Source organism: Acinetobacter sp. AOR12_HL (assembly GCF_027855275.1).
In the GTDB taxonomy this organism is placed as follows: Bacteria; Pseudomonadota; Gammaproteobacteria; order Pseudomonadales; family Moraxellaceae; genus Acinetobacter; species Acinetobacter baumannii.
The window spans coordinates 1-16,606 of sequence record NZ_JAKTIJ010000008.1; the positions used below are offsets into that span (position 1 = coordinate 1).

At 40.1% G+C, this 16,606-nt stretch carries 16 protein-coding genes and 1 pseudogene; 11 read left to right on the top strand and 6 right to left on the bottom strand.

Annotation, left to right across the window (positions count from 1 at the left end; all coding sequences use genetic code 11):
• From MKL36_RS02630 to MKL36_RS02640, 3 genes are all read right to left on the bottom strand, one after another.
• On the bottom strand, positions 1–944 hold a 944-nt coding region (locus MKL36_RS02630; protein WP_270908973.1), incomplete at its 3' end, for an aldehyde dehydrogenase family protein.
• Between the two features lie 16 nt (positions 945–960).
• Complete coding sequence (locus MKL36_RS02635; RefSeq protein ID WP_270908974.1) at positions 961–2,748, bottom strand: IlvD/Edd family dehydratase; 1,788 nt, start codon at positions 2,746–2,748, stop codon at positions 961–963.
• Between the two features lie 87 nt (positions 2,749–2,835).
• On the bottom strand, positions 2,836–4,011 hold the full coding sequence (locus tag MKL36_RS02640; RefSeq protein WP_021510694.1) for a fumarylacetoacetate hydrolase family protein: 1,176 nt from the start codon (positions 4,009–4,011) through the stop codon (positions 2,836–2,838).
• Between the two features lie 111 nt (positions 4,012–4,122).
• Here MKL36_RS02640 and MKL36_RS02645 point away from each other — a divergent pair, with 111 nt between their 5' ends.
• The 4 genes from MKL36_RS02645 to MKL36_RS02660 all read left to right on the top strand — a co-directional run bounded on the left by MKL36_RS02645 (position 4,123) and on the right by MKL36_RS02660 (position 8,522).
• Positions 4,123–5,058, top strand: a complete 936-nt coding sequence (locus MKL36_RS02645) for a LysR family transcriptional regulator (RefSeq protein ID WP_000774594.1) — start codon at positions 4,123–4,125, stop codon at positions 5,056–5,058.
• A 210-nt stretch (positions 5,059–5,268) separates the two neighbouring features.
• Entirely contained in the window at positions 5,269–6,240 is a 972-nt protein-coding gene (gene denD, locus MKL36_RS02650) for a D-erythronate dehydrogenase (RefSeq protein WP_021510693.1), read from the top strand.
• Positions 6,241–6,273: 33 nt separating this feature from the next.
• The gene (locus MKL36_RS02655) at positions 6,274–7,650 is read left to right on the top strand and encodes an MFS transporter (protein WP_005131779.1); all 1,377 of its coding nucleotides are present in this window, start codon (positions 6,274–6,276) and stop codon (positions 7,648–7,650) included.
• Positions 7,650–8,522, top strand: coding sequence for an NAD(P)-dependent oxidoreductase (locus tag MKL36_RS02660; protein ID WP_270908975.1), 873 nt, complete (start codon positions 7,650–7,652; stop codon positions 8,520–8,522). The genes MKL36_RS02655 and MKL36_RS02660 overlap by 1 nt, the downstream gene beginning before the upstream one ends.
• A 95-nt stretch (positions 8,523–8,617) precedes the next feature.
• On the opposite strand, the gene MKL36_RS02665 is transcribed toward MKL36_RS02660, so the two are convergent.
• Positions 8,618–9,502, bottom strand: a complete 885-nt coding sequence (locus tag MKL36_RS02665) for an AraC family transcriptional regulator (RefSeq protein ID WP_000013628.1) — start codon at positions 9,500–9,502, stop codon at positions 8,618–8,620.
• Positions 9,503–9,710: 208 nt separating this feature from the next.
• Here MKL36_RS02665 and MKL36_RS02670 point away from each other — a divergent pair, with 208 nt between their 5' ends.
• The 3 genes from MKL36_RS02670 (at position 9,711) to MKL36_RS02680 (ending at position 12,064) form a co-directional block, all read left to right on the top strand.
• The gene (locus MKL36_RS02670; RefSeq protein ID WP_001989396.1) at positions 9,711–10,205 is read left to right on the top strand and encodes a (R)-mandelonitrile lyase; all 495 of its coding nucleotides are present in this window, start codon (positions 9,711–9,713) and stop codon (positions 10,203–10,205) included.
• Between the two features lie 112 nt (positions 10,206–10,317).
• A complete protein-coding gene (locus MKL36_RS02675) occupies positions 10,318–10,947 on the top strand; it encodes a carboxymuconolactone decarboxylase family protein (protein ID WP_021510692.1) in 630 nt (209 codons plus the stop codon).
• A gap of 64 nt (positions 10,948–11,011) precedes the next feature.
• Positions 11,012–12,064, top strand: a complete 1,053-nt coding sequence (locus MKL36_RS02680) for an NAD(P)-dependent alcohol dehydrogenase (RefSeq protein WP_021510691.1) — start codon at positions 11,012–11,014, stop codon at positions 12,062–12,064.
• A 71-nt stretch (positions 12,065–12,135) separates the two neighbouring features.
• On the opposite strand, the pseudogene MKL36_RS19035 reads toward MKL36_RS02680, so the two are convergent.
• A pseudogene (locus tag MKL36_RS19035) lies at positions 12,136–12,237 on the bottom strand (hypothetical protein); the annotation flags it as partial.
• Between the two features lie 256 nt (positions 12,238–12,493).
• On the opposite strand from MKL36_RS19035, the gene MKL36_RS02685 reads away from it, so the two are divergent.
• The 4 genes from MKL36_RS02685 to MKL36_RS02700 are packed head-to-tail and all read left to right on the top strand — an operon-like array spanning position 12,494 to position 15,775.
• Positions 12,494–13,513 (top strand): ABC transporter substrate-binding protein, encoded by a 1,020-nt coding sequence (locus MKL36_RS02685; RefSeq protein WP_021510690.1) that lies wholly within the window; start codon positions 12,494–12,496, stop codon positions 13,511–13,513.
• Positions 13,514–13,515: 2 nt separating this feature from the next.
• The gene (locus tag MKL36_RS02690) at positions 13,516–14,526 is read left to right on the top strand and encodes a FecCD family ABC transporter permease (protein ID WP_086374104.1); all 1,011 of its coding nucleotides are present in this window, start codon (positions 13,516–13,518) and stop codon (positions 14,524–14,526) included.
• The gene (locus MKL36_RS02695) at positions 14,523–15,287 is read left to right on the top strand and encodes an ABC transporter ATP-binding protein (RefSeq protein WP_016654058.1); all 765 of its coding nucleotides are present in this window, start codon (positions 14,523–14,525) and stop codon (positions 15,285–15,287) included. Before MKL36_RS02690 ends, MKL36_RS02695 begins: the two co-directional genes overlap by 4 nt.
• On the top strand, positions 15,284–15,775 hold the full coding sequence (locus MKL36_RS02700) for a GNAT family N-acetyltransferase (RefSeq protein WP_031945552.1): 492 nt from the start codon (positions 15,284–15,286) through the stop codon (positions 15,773–15,775). Before MKL36_RS02695 ends, MKL36_RS02700 begins: the two co-directional genes overlap by 4 nt.
• Here the strand turns inward: MKL36_RS02700 and MKL36_RS02705 are convergent.
• The gene (locus tag MKL36_RS02705) at positions 15,770–16,558 is read right to left on the bottom strand and encodes an AraC family transcriptional regulator (RefSeq protein ID WP_016654060.1); all 789 of its coding nucleotides are present in this window, start codon (positions 16,556–16,558) and stop codon (positions 15,770–15,772) included. The two genes, MKL36_RS02700 and MKL36_RS02705, sit on opposite strands and share 6 nt — an antisense overlap.
• Positions 16,559–16,606: the final 48 nt, after the last annotated feature.

Below are 16,606 nucleotides of genomic sequence, written 5' to 3' on the forward strand. Positions count from 1 at the left end.
CTAAATTCAGCTGATTTAATTCCCAAGATTAAACCCGGATTGGTACAGAACTGACCACAGCCTAAAACTACTGAATCAGCCAAGTCCTGTGCAATTTTTTCACCACGGTTTTTTAAGGCTTCGGGCAACATCAACATCGGGTTAATACTACTCATTTCAGCAAACACCGGAATCGGTTGTGGTCGGGCTGCGGCCATATCACATAAAGCACGACCACCACGCAGTGAACCGGTAAAACCAACTGCCTGAATTAAAGGATGCTTAACCAGTGGTTCACCCACACCATTACCGTAGATCATATTAAACACACCTTTTGGCATATTTGATTTTTCTACGGCACGTTCAATTGCCTGCGCTACAAAGTCTGCTGTCGCCATATGTCCACTATGGGCTTTCACCACTACAGAGCAACCTGCTGCCAGTGCCGAAGCAGTGTCACCACCCGCAGTTGAGAATGCTAAAGGAAAGTTACTTGCCCCAAAGACTGCAACAGGGCCAACACCGATTTTAATCTGGCGCAGGTCTGAGCGAGGTAAAGGCTGACGCTCAGGTAAAGCAGTATCAATACGGGCACCTAAAAAATCACCACGGCGCAATACTTTGGCAAACAAACGCATTTGCCCACTGGTACGGGCACGTTCACCTTGTAGGCGTGCAATTGGCAAAGCGGTTTCCTGTGAGACAATTTCAAGAAAATCTGTACCCAAAGCATCGAGCTCATCGGCAATATTTTCTAAAAAAACTGCACGCTGTTCAGGTGAGGTATGGCGGTAAGTCTTAAAGGCTTGACTGGCTGCTTCACAGGCCTGATTAATCTCTTGCTCGGTTGCATGGTGAAACTCATAAGGCAAAGTTTCACCAGTCGTAGCATGAATACTTTTTAATAAAGTTGTACTTTGTGCGCTGCGTGAACCGCCAATAAAGTTGTGTCCGATAATGGTCATAACAAATATCCTGAAATTAATGAGAGTGTCTTGGAAGGTTGTCTTGGTTTACGACTCGCATATATAAAGTTGCGGGTTCCAAACAACCACCAGTAGATAATTGACCTACCATGTTGCGATACATTTCTTGCCAAGGTGTTTGAGATGGAGATACCGTCGGTTTCCATTCACGGCGGCGTTGTTCTAACTCTTCGTCAGAAATGAGTACGTTCACAGAACGTTTATTTAAATCAATACGTAAACGGTCATTGGTTTTAAGTAAGGCAATTCCACCGCCTACAGCCGCTTCGGGTGACATATTGAGAATAGATGGGCTGGCAGAAGTTCCACTTTGGCGGCCATCTCCTAAGCAAGGCAGTGAATCAATCCCTTTTTTAATTAACTCTGCTGGTGGAGCCATATTGACGACTTCAGCACTGCCCGGATAACCCACTGTACCTGCGCCACGAATGACTAAAATACAATGTTCATCAATGTTTAAGGCAGGGTCATTGATACGTGCGTGATAGTCTTCGGGACCTTCAAAAACGATTGCACGTGCTTCGAAACTATTTTCATTGTTTGGATCTGATAAATAGGTTTTTTTAAATGCTTCGCCCACTACAGACATTTTCATAATGGCACTGTCAAAAAAATTGCCGCTGAGCACAATGAAACCAGCACCGTGTTTAAGAGGTTGTTCATAAGGGAAAATGACATCTGCATTTGAGGTTTTTGCATTTTTGGCAATTTCCCCAATTGTTTTACCGCTAACCGATGCACAATCTTCGTGTAATACACCAGCTTTTTGTAATTCGTGTAAAACGGCAGGAACACCACCCGCACGGTGGAAACCTTCACCCAAATATTTACCCGCCGGCATACAGTTCACAATGAGCGGAATGTTTTCACCCACACGTTGCCAGTCTTCTAAACTCAGCTCAATACCCATATGACGGGCAATTGCAATGAGGTGAGGAGGACAGTTACTCGATGCACCTAAAGCTGAGGCTACTGCGATTGCATTTTCAAAAGATTGTTTGGTCATAATTTTAGAAGGACGTAAATCTTCTAAAATCATTTCACATATTCTTTTGCCGGTCATATAGGCCATTTGCCCACGTTCACGATATGGCGCCGGAATACTTGCACATGTTGGTAAAGACATACCCAATGCTTCTGCCAAAGCATTCATGGAAAGTGCAGTGCCCATGGTGTTGCAATGCCCGACCGAAGGTGAAGCAGAAGTGGTCATTTCCATGAACCCTTCATAGTCAATTTCACCAGTGGCAAGTAAGTTTCTTGCATGCCAAAGCACAGTGCCGGAACCAATTAACTCACCTTTAAAATGACCATCTAGCATTGGCCCACCAGACAACACAATTGCAGGTATATCTGTTGTGGCTGCTGCCATTAAACATGCAGGGGTAGTTTTGTCACAGCCAGTAGTCAGCACTACACCATCAAGCGGATAACCATGCAAGATTTCAACCAAACCTAAATAGGCCAAGTTGCGGTCAAGTGCAGCAGTTGGACGACGGGTTTGTTCTGCAATTGGGTGGACGGGGAATTCCATTGGAATACCACCCGCGTCTCGAATACCCGCTTTAACGCGTTCAGCAAGTTCTTTGTGATGACGGTTACATGGGGTCAAATCACTACCGGTTTGTGCAATTCCAATAATCGGGCGACCTGATTGTAACTCGGCGCGGGTCAAACCATAATTCATGTAGCGCTCAACATATAAAGCGGTCATGTCGGCATGTTCAGGATCATCAAACCATTCTTGGCTACGTAAAAAAATCCGTTTATTTTGATCATTCATTTTTTGATCCTTTCACTCATACTTTTTGAAATTTAGTTTATTTACGGGATGAATCTTGCAATTCAACCGATCGATAATACGTGAAAATTATAGTAATTCACGCTGCTTCAAATTACGCATCAAAGCATTTATTCCAAAATTCCACGGCGTTGCTTTATCACTGGTCATAACCGTGTTGTACAAAGTACCAAGTTTAGGTGAATGAATACGGACGACATCTCCGACTTTATGGGTAAAGCCAGCCCCAGCTTGTTCTCGATCTTGAGTCGGTGCAAATAAAGTACCTAAGAACAAAACAAAACCGTCTGGATATTGATGGTTTTCATTAAGAGTTTGTTGAATTAAATCTTCAGGATCTCGGCTAATTTGCGACATAGAACTTACCCCATTTAACACAAAGTTATCGGTGCCTTGAATTTGCAGTTCAACATCGCAAGTACGAATATCATTTAAAGTAAAAGTATGGTCAAAAAGGCGAATAAATGGGCCAATCGCACAAGATGCGTTGTTATCTTTCGCTTTGCTTAACAAGAGGGCGCTACGTCCTTCAAAGTCCCGTAAATTCACATCGTTACCTAAAGTCGCGCCTAAAATTTTACCTTGGCTGTTGGCAACTAATACGACTTCCGGCTCTGGATTATTCCACTCAGACTTTGGGTGAATACCAATATTTTGTCCTGTGCCTACAGCTGCTAAAACAGGGGCTTTAGTAAAAATCTCGGCATCTGTACCAATACCCACCTCAAGATATTGAGACCACATTTTTTGTTCGATTAAATATTCTTTGAGTTGTAGCGCTTTTTCAGAGCCGGGTTCGATTGTTTTTAAATTATCACCGATTACACCTTGTACAACTTCACGAATCGATTGAGCTTTTTGTGCATCGCCACCGGCTTGTTCTTCAATCACACGTTCTAACATACTTGCAGCAAAGGTAACACCTGCTGCTTTAATTACTTGTAAATCAATAGGGGCTAAAAAATATGCCTTGTTGGTATCTGGCTCGGCGACAGTATTACCAAATAATTCATCAATTGAACCAACTGGTCTTCCTTCAATTTCAGATAAAGCTTTTAAAGGATCTGAACTCTCAAGTAACTCGGAAATAGTATAAAATTTTTCCGAGATATCAAAAACTTGATTGCCTCTTAAAATAATAGGGGATGGACCCGAAATTTGACTTGGAATCCACGCACGGCCAATTAAGCATCCTTGAGTTGCATCATCTGGTAATGAGTTCTGGGAATTTAACGTAAAGTTCATTTAAAGCTTCCTTCTTTTATTTGAAATCATGATATGTTTCTTATTTAATAAACACCAATCGTAATAATTTAATTATTAATAACCAGTGGTTATCAAAAAGGAATTTTAAAAATGGCAGATTTGACTTACTCAAGTTTAAATAACTGGCTTAAATTCAAGCACTTGGTTTTGTTAGAGACGTTAGCTCGAACCAATAACATGCATTTGGCTGCCGAGCAGATGAATTTAAGTCAACCTGCCGTAAGTAAAATGCTAAAGGAAATTGAGGGCCTTCTTGGGTTTCAGGTCTTTGAGCGATTGCCCCGAAATATGCCCGTAACGGCATTGGGTGAACATGTCATTCGTTATGCCCAGCGGGTTTTGAATGACGCAAAGCATTTTGTCGAAGACATCGAGATTTTACGGTTGGGTGGACATGGGTTTTTAAAAGTAGGAGGAATATTTGCAGCAACCGCCGTGGTAATTCCAAACTCAATTATCGAAATTAAGAAACAATGGCCGCTACTTTCTATCGATGTTGTTGAACAGACCAGTGACCATTTAATGGAAATGTTGAGTGAACATACTCTAGATTTAGCCATAGGGCGTTTTACTGATGTTACGCAAAGCCAGTTTTTCGATTTCCAGCCGTTAGGCCCTGAACCGTTCTGCATTGTTGTCAATAATGCGCACCCATGTGCCCAGAAAAAGTTTTGTACATTAGAAGAATTATTAAAATGGCCGTGGGTACTTTATCCTAAAGGCACCCCCATTCGGGAGCGCATGGAAGGTGCATTCGCCCGAGCTAAAGTCAAAATTCCTTTAAATACGGTAAATACCATGTCGATGCAGACCTTTTTACAGATCTTAAAAGGGGCACCTATGGTGGGCATGTTGCCAGAAGCAATGGTGATTGATCAGGTGAAAGAAGGACAACTACAGATTTTAGAAACAGACCTGATTTTAGATGCCCAAGATTATGGAATTTTGACACGTAAAGATGAACCAGTGTCTGATATAGCCGCAGCATTTATTAATATTTTACTTAAAAATGCAAAACGTAAGTAAAGTCCTCAGCCTCAAGTCATAGAAGACTTGGGGCTTTTAAATTAAAAGAAAGCCTATTTAATTTAGTCAAAGTTTCATCATAAAACTGATATTAAAAAGTTATCAATATTTAGAAATTATTCATTGGAAATTATTGCAGGGACTCCTTATCGTTTAATTCATGATGATTAAAAATCTTTAAGTGAATAAGAATTAGGAAAGGATCCCTGTATGAATGTGTTAATTACTGGCGGCACGGGTTTTATTGGAAAGCAAATCGCCAAAGAGATTTTAAAAACCGGAAGCCTGACTTTAGACGGTAAACAAGCTAAGCCCATCGATAAAATTATTTTGTTTGATGCGTTTGCTGGTGATGATTTACCGCAAGACCCAAAAATTGAAGTGGTGATTGGCGATATTACCGACAAAACCACAGTGGCAAATATTACAGAAAAAATTGATGTTGTTTGGCACTTAGCCGCCGTGGTGAGTTCGGCAGCAGAGGCCGATTTTGACTTGGGAATGGATGTAAACCTTTATGGCCTTTTAAATTTATTAGAAGAATTAAGAAAAAAACAAACAATGCCTCGAGTCATTTTTGCGAGTGGCTGTGCTGTATTTGGTGGTCAATTACCAGAAGTTGTAACAGATGATACGGTGGTTACACCAAAATCCTCTTACGGTATGCAAAAAGCAATAGGAGAATTGCTCGTTTCAGATTATTCGCGTAAAGGCTTTATTGATGGCCGTGTTTTAAGATTACCGACTATTGTGGTTCGTCCGGGTAAGCCTAATAAAGCCGCCTCTACATTTTTTAGCTCAATTATCCGCGAGCCTTTAAAAGGGGAAACGGCAGTTTGTCCAGTCCCGCCAGATACCCCGGTTTTCATTACTTCACCACGACGCTGTGTTGAGTCAATGATTAAGGCTGCGTCAATTTCTTCAGATGCACTCCAAGATAACCGAATTATTCCTTTACCGGGATTGACCGTTACCGTTAAGCAAATGCTTGAGGCTCTTGAAAAAGTTGCCGGTAAACAAGCAACTGATTTAGTGCAGTGGCAAGAAGATAAAACGATTCAAAGGATTGTTCAAAGTTGGCCGGTTCAAGTGAAAGCTGAATATGCCGAATCTTTAGGTTTCCAAGCAGATGAGAATTTTGAAAGCATCATTCAGGCACATATAGAAGATACCCAAAATTAATGGCAGTGATCGCCAATTCATGTGAGAGTTATTATGGAAGATATCAAAAATGTCACAGCTCTCGAAGAGCAGACAATTAAGCGTATTTCGAGTCGAATCATCCCGTTTCTTATTATTTTATTCATTATGGCCTTTCTAGACAGAACCAATATTGGTTTTGCTGCGCTACATATGAATGATGCAATTGGAATTACCCAAACTATTTTTGGCTTAGGTGCGGGTGTATTTTTCTTGGGATACTTTATTGCAGAAGTACCGAGTAATGTTTTACTTCATCGGTTTGGTGCACGGATCTGGATTGCCCGAATCATGATTACTTGGGGAATTATTGCCGGACTTATGGGATTTATCCATAGTGGGACTCAATTTATTATTTTACGGTTTTTACTGGGTATTGCAGAAGCGGGTTTCTTCCCGGGGGTTATTTTTTATTTAACCTTATGGTTTCCTGCAAAATATCGTGCCCGAGTTTTTGCCACATTTTATCTTGGATTGCCAATTGCTCAAATTATTGGAGCACCAATTTCAGTCGGCCTTATGCAATGGGGCAATACCATTGGCTATGAAGGTTGGCGTTTAATGTATATTTTAGAAGGGATTCCTTCCATTATTTTAGGACTGGTTTGCCTAAAATATTTAACCAATAACCCGAAAGAAGCACAGTGGTTAACAGCTGAGCAGCGCCAATGGCTTATGAATACGCTTGAACGTGAAGAAAGAGAAAAAGAGCAATCTACCGATGCTGCTTTAACTAAAGGTGAACTCATTAAACAAGTATTTAAAAATCCTTTAGTTTGGATTATGGCGGTTGTTTATTTTGGAATTACTTCCGGTTCAAATGCAATGTTCTTCTTCTTACCAAGTGTTTTAGAGTCATTCCGTAACACATTTGGTATGCAGATTAGCCTTATTCAAAATGGTTTACTTACAGCAATTCCATATGCATTTGCAGCTGTTGGAATGGTTTTATGGAGCCGCCGTTCTGACCGTAAACAAGAACGTTATAAACACGGTGCTTGTGCTGCACTTATGGCGGCGTTAGCCATTGCGATTGCACTTATTGTGAATCAGCCTTGGGCAATTATTGTCGGCTTTATTCTGCTCGCAATTGGTGTATTTAGCGCAATTAACATTTTCTGGACTATTCCTGGGCAAACATTAACAGGAGTGGGTGCCGCAGCCGGTATTGGCTTAATTAACTCTGTAGGTAATTTAAGTGGTTTTACTGGTCCATATTTAACAGGCTATTTATATACCACCACGGGCACCTATACAGTAGCGTTCCTTGCTATTGCAGGATTTGTCGCCATGGGCGGTTTAGGGTTACTGCTTTTGGCAAAGTTAAAGTCTGATAGCCTAAAAGTAGAACAACAGCGACTTAAAGTGCGGACTGCTACGGAGATGAAATAATGGCTCGGATTGGTTTTGTTGGAACTGGCATTATGGGAATGCCAATGGCCATGAACTTATTAAAAGCTGGTCATCAAGTTAAGGTCTGGAATCGAACTTCATCTAAAGCAGAAAGTTTAAAAGAGGCGGGTGCTCATGTTTGTAGTGAACTTGAACAAGTCGGAAAAGATGTAGAGTTTCTGATTTGTATGCTCAGTGATGGAAAAACCTGTAATGAAATTTTATTTCAAGAACGTGGTGCAATTTCACAGCTAAAACCCGAAAGCACGGTCATAGTGATGAGTTCGATACCTGTTGAATTTGCAAAGACACAAAGTGAAAAATGTAAAGAAAGAGGACTTAGATATTTAGATGCACCTGTTTCTGGCGGTGAAAAAGGTGCTCAAAATGCAAGTCTGGCAATTATGGTTGGCGGCGATGCTCAAACATTTTCACATGCTGAACATGTTCTATCTGCCATGGGGCGACCAGTTTTAGTCGGAGATGCCGGCTGTGGAATGTTGGCAAAACTCGTCAATCAAATGATAGTCGCATCTACCATCGCAACCGTGAGTGAGGGTTTATTGCTTGCCAGTAAAGCAGGAGCAGATCCGATAAAACTCAAACAAGCATTAACAGGCGGTTTTGCAGATTCTACGATTTTGCAACAGCATGGCGAACGCATGTTAAATAGAGATTTTAAACCAGGAGGTACAGCTCGAAACCAGCATAAAGATATTCATACAGCCGTTAGCTATGCTAAATCGCTTGAGTTGAATTTACCTATAGCCCAAAAAGTCAGTCAATTATTTGAAAATATGCTTGCTGCCGGAGATGGTGAGCTTGATCATTCTGGTTTAATTCGTGAGCTTGAACGAATGAATCATGTGTAATATTGCTTTAATTTTAGCGGTACTTGATGAATAGACATAATCAAGTACCGCTTTTTTTCTGGTATTAATTTTTTAATAGTCCACGTTTATTGCTTTTATATATTCTTAATATCTACTGACGGAGAAACCCCAAAAAAGCGTTTATATTCTCTGGAAAATTGGGACAAGCTTTCATAACCGACTTGCATGCTGGTAGATGAAATATCGTATTCTTCGGTCATTAGCAAACGCCGTGCTTCGGTCAATCTCATTCTCTTTTGATACTGTAAGGGACTCATTGAGGTTATATCCCTAAAATGTTGATGAAAACTTGATGCACTCATCCCCATTGTGCTTGCCAGTTCTTCAATACTAAATGGTTTCGCAAAATTTGTTTTCAGCCATTCAATCGCCTTCACAATTCGATGGCCTGTAGTGCCTGCCGCTACAATACGTTTAAGACGATCGCCTTGCGGGCTCATCAATAAACGATAAAAAATTTCCTTAATAATAAGAGGAGACAAGATGGGGATGTCTTGTGGCGTATCTAGTAATTTTATTAACCGTATAAACGCATCATTCAGCTCTGAATTGACTACTCCAACAGCCATTCCTTTTTTCTCAGTATTTACATCTTTAAAGGGAATATGGGCCTCAAGCATGATTTGAGCAAGTAAATATGGGTCTAGCCTTAGCACAATTGAGAGATAAGGTTGTTCAACAGAAGCTTCAAGCACTTGAGCAATTACAGGCAGGTCAATTGCAGTAAAAAGGAAATGGTTAGAGTCATAAGTATAAGTCTCTTCGCTAAGAATCACCTGTTTTTTGCCTTGAGCAATCATACATAGACTCGCATCCATCATGCTGCTATTTGGTTTGGTCAATGTCTCTGCACGATATAAAGTCAGTCCTGTAATAGCAGTTTCGAATGTGCCTTTTTCTCGTGTCCATTGATCGACAAGTTGAGCCAATTCTTGATTATGGTTAGACCTATTCGCCATTCAGATTCTACCGATTACCCTCTGTATTTTTATTGTAGGCATTTCAAATAAGAAAAATAGTGAGAAGTGCAACAATTCGGAGGATTAGGCAAATCTGTGAGAGGAATAGAACAACACCTTACAACTTTCATTTTTATACTGTTTGAAAAACGCTTAATCCTGCATCCCTCATTAAATTGAGGGCATTGGTATCAATCTAGGAAAAAAGATGAATGTTAAGGCAGTCACGTTTGTGACCAGTTTATTTATCTCAATGGGAGTACCCGCAATGGATAAAAAATCAGTCACAGCATTTCAAACCGTTAAAAAAGCCAACCAACAACAGGTAATTACCGGCCTAGATAATATTTTCACGGGTCAAGTTGCAATTAAACCATTAACTGATGTTACTGACAGTATAAATGCTTCCAGTGCTTATGTAAGTTTTAATGCCAATGCCCGTTCATTTTGGCATACCCATCCTAAAGGGCAATATCTCATTGTTACAGAAGGAGAGGGACTGGTGCAAGAATGGGGTAAACCTGCGGAAAAAATTTCTGTAGGAGATGTGATTTATTGTCCACCTGGAGTGAAACATTGGCATGGTGCAAGTGGAAATTCTGCGATGACACATCTTGCTTTAACTGCAACTGATGAACATGGCAAAAATGTGGACTGGTTAGAGCCTGTATCAGATGAGCAATATAAAGAGGCGGGCCACTGAAATTATAAAGTTCCTATTTCTAGCCATCAGTTTGTTGGCGCTGAATCAACAGATTTATGCAGCTACCCATATGGTCCAGCTTCCTTTATCTCAAAAGAAGGAAATAACACAAATGCAAAATTCTTTATCCGAACAGCAACAGGCAATCATACCGATTGCTGCCTATGCTGCAAATGGTGACCTAGCTAAACTCAGTCAATCATTAAAAGATGGTTTAGATTTAGGGTTAACCATTGCAGAAATTAAGGAAGTTTTAGTTCAAACCTATGCCTATGCAGGTTTTCCTCGAAGTTTGAATGCCCTTACAACATTTATGCAGGTGCTAGAGCAGCGTAAAGAAAGCGGTATTCGTGACATAGAGGGTAAGACTAACAGCACTCTACCGAAAGATTATCAGGCACTTTTACAAGGTACTCAGAATCAAACTCAGTTGGTGGGTCAACCTGTAAAAGGTGCACTTTTTGAGTTTGCTCCAGCTATAGATGAGTATTTAAAGGCTCATCTTTTTGGCGATATTTTTTCAAGGGATGTGCTGAATTGGCAAGATCGTGAGATTGCTACTTTGAGCATGCTTTCGGCTCTAGAAGGTGTAGATAGCCAACTTCAATCCCATCTTAATATTGCAAAGACTCAAGGTGTTAGTTCTCATCAATTTGAAAATATACAGAAAATACTTGCTGAAAAAGTAAGTCTGCAAGTGGGTCAAAGGTTCCAAAATGTATTGACCAGTTTTCACAATTAATCGCTCTAAATGAGCTCCCAGCGAAAAAATCGTCTTCATTTACATTAAGCATGAGAGAAAAAATATGACAACTGAAATTTTAGGTTATGCCGCGCTGTCATCAGAAACTCCTTTAGTTCCGTTTAAATTTGAACGTAGAACCCCACGTGAAGATGATGTTGTCATTCAAATTGAGTATTGTGGTGTTTGTCACTCTGATCTACATCAAGCTAAAAACGATTGGGGATTTAGTGCTTATCCATTAGTTCCGGGCCATGAAATTGTTGGACGTGTTACCTCAATTGGTCCTAAAGTCACAAAGTATAAAGTTGGTGATTTAGTGGGCATTGGCTGTATGGTTGATTCGTGCCGTACTTGTTCTGCTTGTCATTCAGGACTCGAGCAATATTGTGAAGAAGGTAACATCCAGACTTATGGCGGCGTAGATCGCCATGACCAACGCCCAACTTATGGTGGATATTCACAAAGCATTACCTGTAGTCAAGATTTTGTATTAAAAGTACCTGAAAATCTGGATGCTCAAGCTGTACCACCACTACTTTGTGCGGGTATTACCACATGGTCGCCGCTACGTCACTGGAATGTTGGAAAGGGCAGTAAAGTTGCTGTCGTTGGTTTAGGTGGTTTAGGACACATGGCGATTAAACTTGCCAATGCTCTAGGCGCTGAAGTGACACTATTTACTCGCTCAGCAAACAAAGAACAAGATGCAAAACAACTTGGCGCACATCATGTAGTCTTATCAACAGATGAGAATCAAATGAAGTCGGTATTAAATCAATTTGATTTAATTGTTGATACTGTGCCTTATAACCATGATTTGAAGCCTTATATTCCAACTTTAGCTTTAAATGGAACCATTGTATTAGTTGGATATTTAGGTGAAATTAGCGCAAATTCAGTACCTATGATTTTAGGTAGAAAATCAATTGCAGGCTCGGTTATTGGTGGAATTAAAGAAACACAAGAACTACTCGATTTTTGTGGTGAGCATAATATCGTTTCTGAAGTAGAGATGATTAATATGCAAAACATTAATGAAGCTTTTGAACGTATGCTAAAGAGCGACGTGAAGTATCGTTTTGTGATTGATATGAAAACTCTATCTGAAGATTAATTCAGACATTATTTGAGCTGTGCATACTATAGCTATGTGTGCACAGCCCATCAGGTTAATTGATGCGAGCGCTATGATTTAGAAGGTATATATTTACGCATAGCAAAGATAAGTAGCTTAAATAAAATACTAAATCCAAAAACAGGTAAGCTGAGTCCTAACACGAGACTCACCGCTATAAACATGATTAAATTATTTGACTCGCTTTTATAGACTTTTTGCCCAATCATTAAATAGTTTTTATTAGTTGGTAAATTTGGCGTTTTTTTTGCTTACTATCTAAGGCGTTATCTAACATACTTAATTTGATTGTTGTATAAATGATGATTCAAACCGTCTTGCTCTCTTATGGTGTTTTTTTCACATGAAAAATGCACTAAATAAACACATCTTTTTATTTTGCACTTTATTTGTGCACGGGGTGTCATAATGAAGTTATTGGCTTCATTACTCACTTTACTCATTCTATGTGGATGTTCCTCATCTGAGCACCATAGAAAAACTCAAGAAAACTCAACCTCTCCTTCAATATGTGTCTTTGATAGTACAAATACAAAAGTCTGTGTAGCCAAACCTGCCCAAAGAATTGTCTCTTTGTTTGAGTCGGGTTTAGATGGCCTCTATATGCTAGGGCAAGGCGACAAAGTAATTGGTATACCTGCCGAAGTATACATTCAACCTTTATTATTTAATGCCTATTCAAAAATAGATAAACGCATTGCTAATAAGCATCTTGCAGCACCTTCGCAAGGAGCCAATGCAACCAATATTGAAAGTCTGGTGCTGTTAAAGCCTGATCTGGTAATTGTAGGAAGCGGGCAGACTCAAACGATTGAACTGTTACGGCAGTTTGGCATCGCTGTATATGTAATGGAGTCAGGCACCTATAAACAAGTGAAAGAAGAACTGTCTGAAATTGCTATTCTGAGCGGCGCCCAAAAGCGAGCTCAGGAAATTTTAAATTTCTCTGATGAAATTGTGGCAGAAGTCGCAGCCAAAACGGCCCGTCAGCCAAATAAACAATCGATTTACTATGCTTGGTCTGGTGGACGAATTTTTTCTACCTCGGGACGAGAGTCGATTACCAATGACTTTATTGAACTCGCTGGTGCGTACAACATTGTTCAGACCGCTGCTAACCAACCTAACGTAAACCCCGAGACATTAATTGAATGGAACCCTGACAATATTGTGCTTTGGAATACCAATCCTAAACTGATTTATGAACGAAAAGAATTACAGGGTTTAAGCGCTGTACAAAACCGAAAGGTATTTAATTTGAGTCCTGCATTTATATATAACCCGCACACCATCAAAATCATTATTACGGCGATTTATCTAAATCACGGTATTTATCCTGAACAGTCTGATTTACCAGTAAGTACTTTACAACAGCGTATTTTAACCAAGTTGTATGGTGAGCAGCTTGCTAAAGCGTTGGTGCAATGAATATGGAAAAGCTGAAATATTATTGGTTTTACCCGTTACCTTTCATCATGATTTTTATCTCATTGCTTATTGGGCCAACTCAAACATTGAGTGCATGGGATTATTTGCTTTGGGGTGTACAAGCAGTTTTTGGTACACCTTATTTTGATGCAGAACAATTTAGACTGATGCAAAACATTTTAGTAAATGTCAGGCTGCCTAGAATTTTACTGACCTTTATGGTGGGAGCTGCATTGGCAACCGCAGGTAATGGCCTGCAGGCCTTGTTTCGTAATCCATTGGTTGATTCTTATGTACTTGGTATTTCATCTGGCGCCGCGTTTGGTGCAGCCTTGGCACTTTCTTTAAGTTGGCTTTCACCCAATCTATCAGCCTTTATTTTTGGCGTTTGTGCTGTTGGCTTAACGTATTTATTTGCACATCAAAAACATGAAAGCCAGACGTCTTTAGTGATGGTAATTTTATCGGGCATGATTGTTTCGGGACTGTTTTTAGCAGGACTTACGGTTATTCAATACCTAAGTGATCCATTTAAATTACAAGCGATTGTGCAATGGACGATGGGCAACTTACATCAGGTTTCTTGGCAAAAGGTTCAATACGCCGTGCTTCCGATTTGTATTGGTCTTGCCGGATTATTTGCGATGCGTTGGCGCTTAAACTTAATGGCACTCGGTGCTGAAGAAGCACAGGCGGTGGGTGTTAACCCAAGGTGGGAACAACTTCTTTTAATTGCTCTGGTGACTGTATGTACGTCAACTTCTGTGGCTGCGGCAGGCATTATTAGTCTATATGGGCTGTTTATGCCACATATTGTGAGAATGTTGGTTGGGCCAGATCATCGCTACAGTATTCCTGCCAATATGGTGTTAGGTGGCAGTTTTCTACTGTTGATTGATAACTTTTCTCGGGTTTTACTGACGTTTGAAATACCGATTGGTATTTTTACTATGCTACTTGGTGCGCCATTTTTCTTATTATTAATGAAAACACAGAGGACTCATTGGGCATGATACAAATTGATCAGTTAAATTATGCCTATGGGCACAAACAGGTTCTCAAAAACATTCATCTGGAGTTTCCTGAAAATCAATTTTCCGTAATTTTAGGGCGTAATGGTTGCGGAAAATCGACACTTTTTAAATTGATGGCTGGCCTAGAACCTGTAAAAGATGGCTTGATTCGTTACTCTGGAAAAGCACTATCGGACTTTAAAGGGAAAGATCGGGCTGCATTACTCGGTTTTTTACCGCAGTTTCATAAAACCGTATTTCCATTTTTGGTTAAAGATGTCGTGATTACGGGGCGTGCTGCTTTTAGCCGATATCGTCCTTCAAAATCAGACTGGGAACGTGTAGACCAAGCTTTGCTTGATTTAGATATTGAGCATTTGCGTGATCGTCCTTATACCGAGTTATCGGGTGGTGAACGGCAATTGGTTATGATTGCGCGTATTTTAGTGCAAGCACCGAAAGTCATTTTGCTCGATGAGCCAACCAATCATCTCGATGTTTATTACCAGTCTTATTTAATGAAAAGATTGCGTCAGTTGTCGCGGCAAAATTTTACGGTGATTGCGATTATGCATGATCCTAATTTAGCTTTTTTATTTGCAGACCATTTGTTTTTTATGCGCCAACATGAGGTGGTTAAGCCTGAGTCTAAAACACGTATCACCGATCCGAAGTTTTTAAAAAGTGTCTACGATGTTGAGTTCCATGAAGCCATGATTCAAGACAAAACCATTGTGATTCCTGATCATTCTTGGCTATGAATATGTTGAATTATCAGTTAGTAGACAAATCAGACTATGTGTCTGCGGTAGAGTTTGCGCTTTATACAAGAGAGCTGTTATTCCCAGAAATTTATCATGGGCAAGTCCCCAAAGATTTACAAAATTTTGAGCAGCATTATGTCCATGATCCACTGGGCTGCTTCATTACAGTAAAAGACCAAAACCGCATTATTGGCACGATTGCATATCGGGCTTATGACCATCGTTTTGATTTAAATTTACCGTCTAATACGGTTGAGGTGGTTAAGTTATTTGTATTGCCTGAATACCGCCGTAAGGGCATCGCGACCCAGCTATGTGACATGTTGTTTAGCCATGCCAAAAACAGTGAAATTACGACTTTGTATTTGCATACTCATCCATTTTTACCGGCGGCTGAAGAGTTTTGGACTCTACAAGGTTTTGAGGTTATTCAACGCGAATGGATCGATACGTATGACACGATTCATATGAGTAAATCTTTATAGCGTCTTATTATACGCATGAAATCTTTTTTGAAAATGGGTAGGCGGATAACCCATAATTTTACTGAACATTGCGGTAAAAGCTGTCGAGTGTTCATAGCCCAAATTAAAAGCAATTTCCGTAATTGAGATATTCTCTTTTAAGGCATTTAAAGCATAAATAATGCAGACTCGATTACGCCAAGCCTGAAAGGACATACCTGTTTCTGACTTAAACCAACGATGAAAAGTTCGTTCACTTTTATTGTGGTCATTTGCCCAATCTTTAGGGCTGCTATGAATATCAGGATGCTCCATAAACTCAGCACATTGTTTAGATAACAATGTGTTGTGAGGCAAAGGAATAAACAGAGGTAGGGCTGGTGCAGCTTCTAGCTCATATAACAATAAATCGATAAGAGCACCATCACGGCCTGCACGTTGGTAGTCTATAGGCAGTTGATTTGCCTGAATGAGCAATTGATGTAACAAAGGCGAGACTTGTATAACCTCGCAATATGTTGCCTGTCTTGGTGCACTATTCGCTTCTATGTACAAACTATAAGTACTGACTTTAGATAGCCATACCCGATGTGGTTTACCTGCGGGTATCCATACACCGCTGTACGGTAACACGAGCCATTGTCCATCTTCAGTTTCAACTTTCATGAGGCCTTCGGGTGCATATAAGAACTGTGCACGGCGATGGCTATGCGTATCTAATAAGGTATCAGCAGGATAATCTGACCCTAACGCTAGAACTGCTTGTGGTAGATGGTCTACCTCGTTAATTGGAATATTACGCATATATTTTTGGCTGAAACAAATAAAAAAATGGCTTTTCTACGTTAGTTT

Coding starts and splice junctions, on each gene's coding strand:
- MKL36_RS02640 (WP_021510694.1), bottom strand. CDS start 4,011: ATGAACTTTACGTTAAATTCCCAGAACTCATTACCAGATGATGCAACT.
- MKL36_RS02680 (WP_021510691.1), top strand. CDS start 11,012: ATGACAACTGAAATTTTAGGTTATGCCGCGCTGTCATCAGAAACTCCT.
- MKL36_RS02655 (WP_005131779.1), top strand. CDS start 6,274: ATGGAAGATATCAAAAATGTCACAGCTCTCGAAGAGCAGACAATTAAG.
- MKL36_RS02635 (WP_270908974.1), bottom strand. CDS start 2,748: ATGAATGATCAAAATAAACGGATTTTTTTACGTAGCCAAGAATGGTTT.
- MKL36_RS02675 (WP_021510692.1), top strand. CDS start 10,318: ATGCAAAATTCTTTATCCGAACAGCAACAGGCAATCATACCGATTGCT.
- denD (WP_021510693.1), top strand. CDS start 5,269: ATGAATGTGTTAATTACTGGCGGCACGGGTTTTATTGGAAAGCAAATC.
- MKL36_RS02645 (WP_000774594.1), top strand. CDS start 4,123: ATGGCAGATTTGACTTACTCAAGTTTAAATAACTGGCTTAAATTCAAG.
- MKL36_RS02690 (WP_086374104.1), top strand. CDS start 13,516: ATGGAAAAGCTGAAATATTATTGGTTTTACCCGTTACCTTTCATCATG.
- MKL36_RS02705 (WP_016654060.1), bottom strand. CDS start 16,558: ATGCGTAATATTCCAATTAACGAGGTAGACCATCTACCACAAGCAGTT.
- MKL36_RS02660 (WP_270908975.1), top strand. CDS start 7,650: ATGGCTCGGATTGGTTTTGTTGGAACTGGCATTATGGGAATGCCAATG.
- MKL36_RS02695 (WP_016654058.1), top strand. CDS start 14,523: ATGATACAAATTGATCAGTTAAATTATGCCTATGGGCACAAACAGGTT.
- MKL36_RS02700 (WP_031945552.1), top strand. CDS start 15,284: ATGAATATGTTGAATTATCAGTTAGTAGACAAATCAGACTATGTGTCT.
- MKL36_RS02670 (WP_001989396.1), top strand. CDS start 9,711: ATGAATGTTAAGGCAGTCACGTTTGTGACCAGTTTATTTATCTCAATG.
- MKL36_RS02685 (WP_021510690.1), top strand. CDS start 12,494: ATGAAGTTATTGGCTTCATTACTCACTTTACTCATTCTATGTGGATGT.
- MKL36_RS02665 (WP_000013628.1), bottom strand. CDS start 9,502: ATGGCGAATAGGTCTAACCATAATCAAGAATTGGCTCAACTTGTCGAT.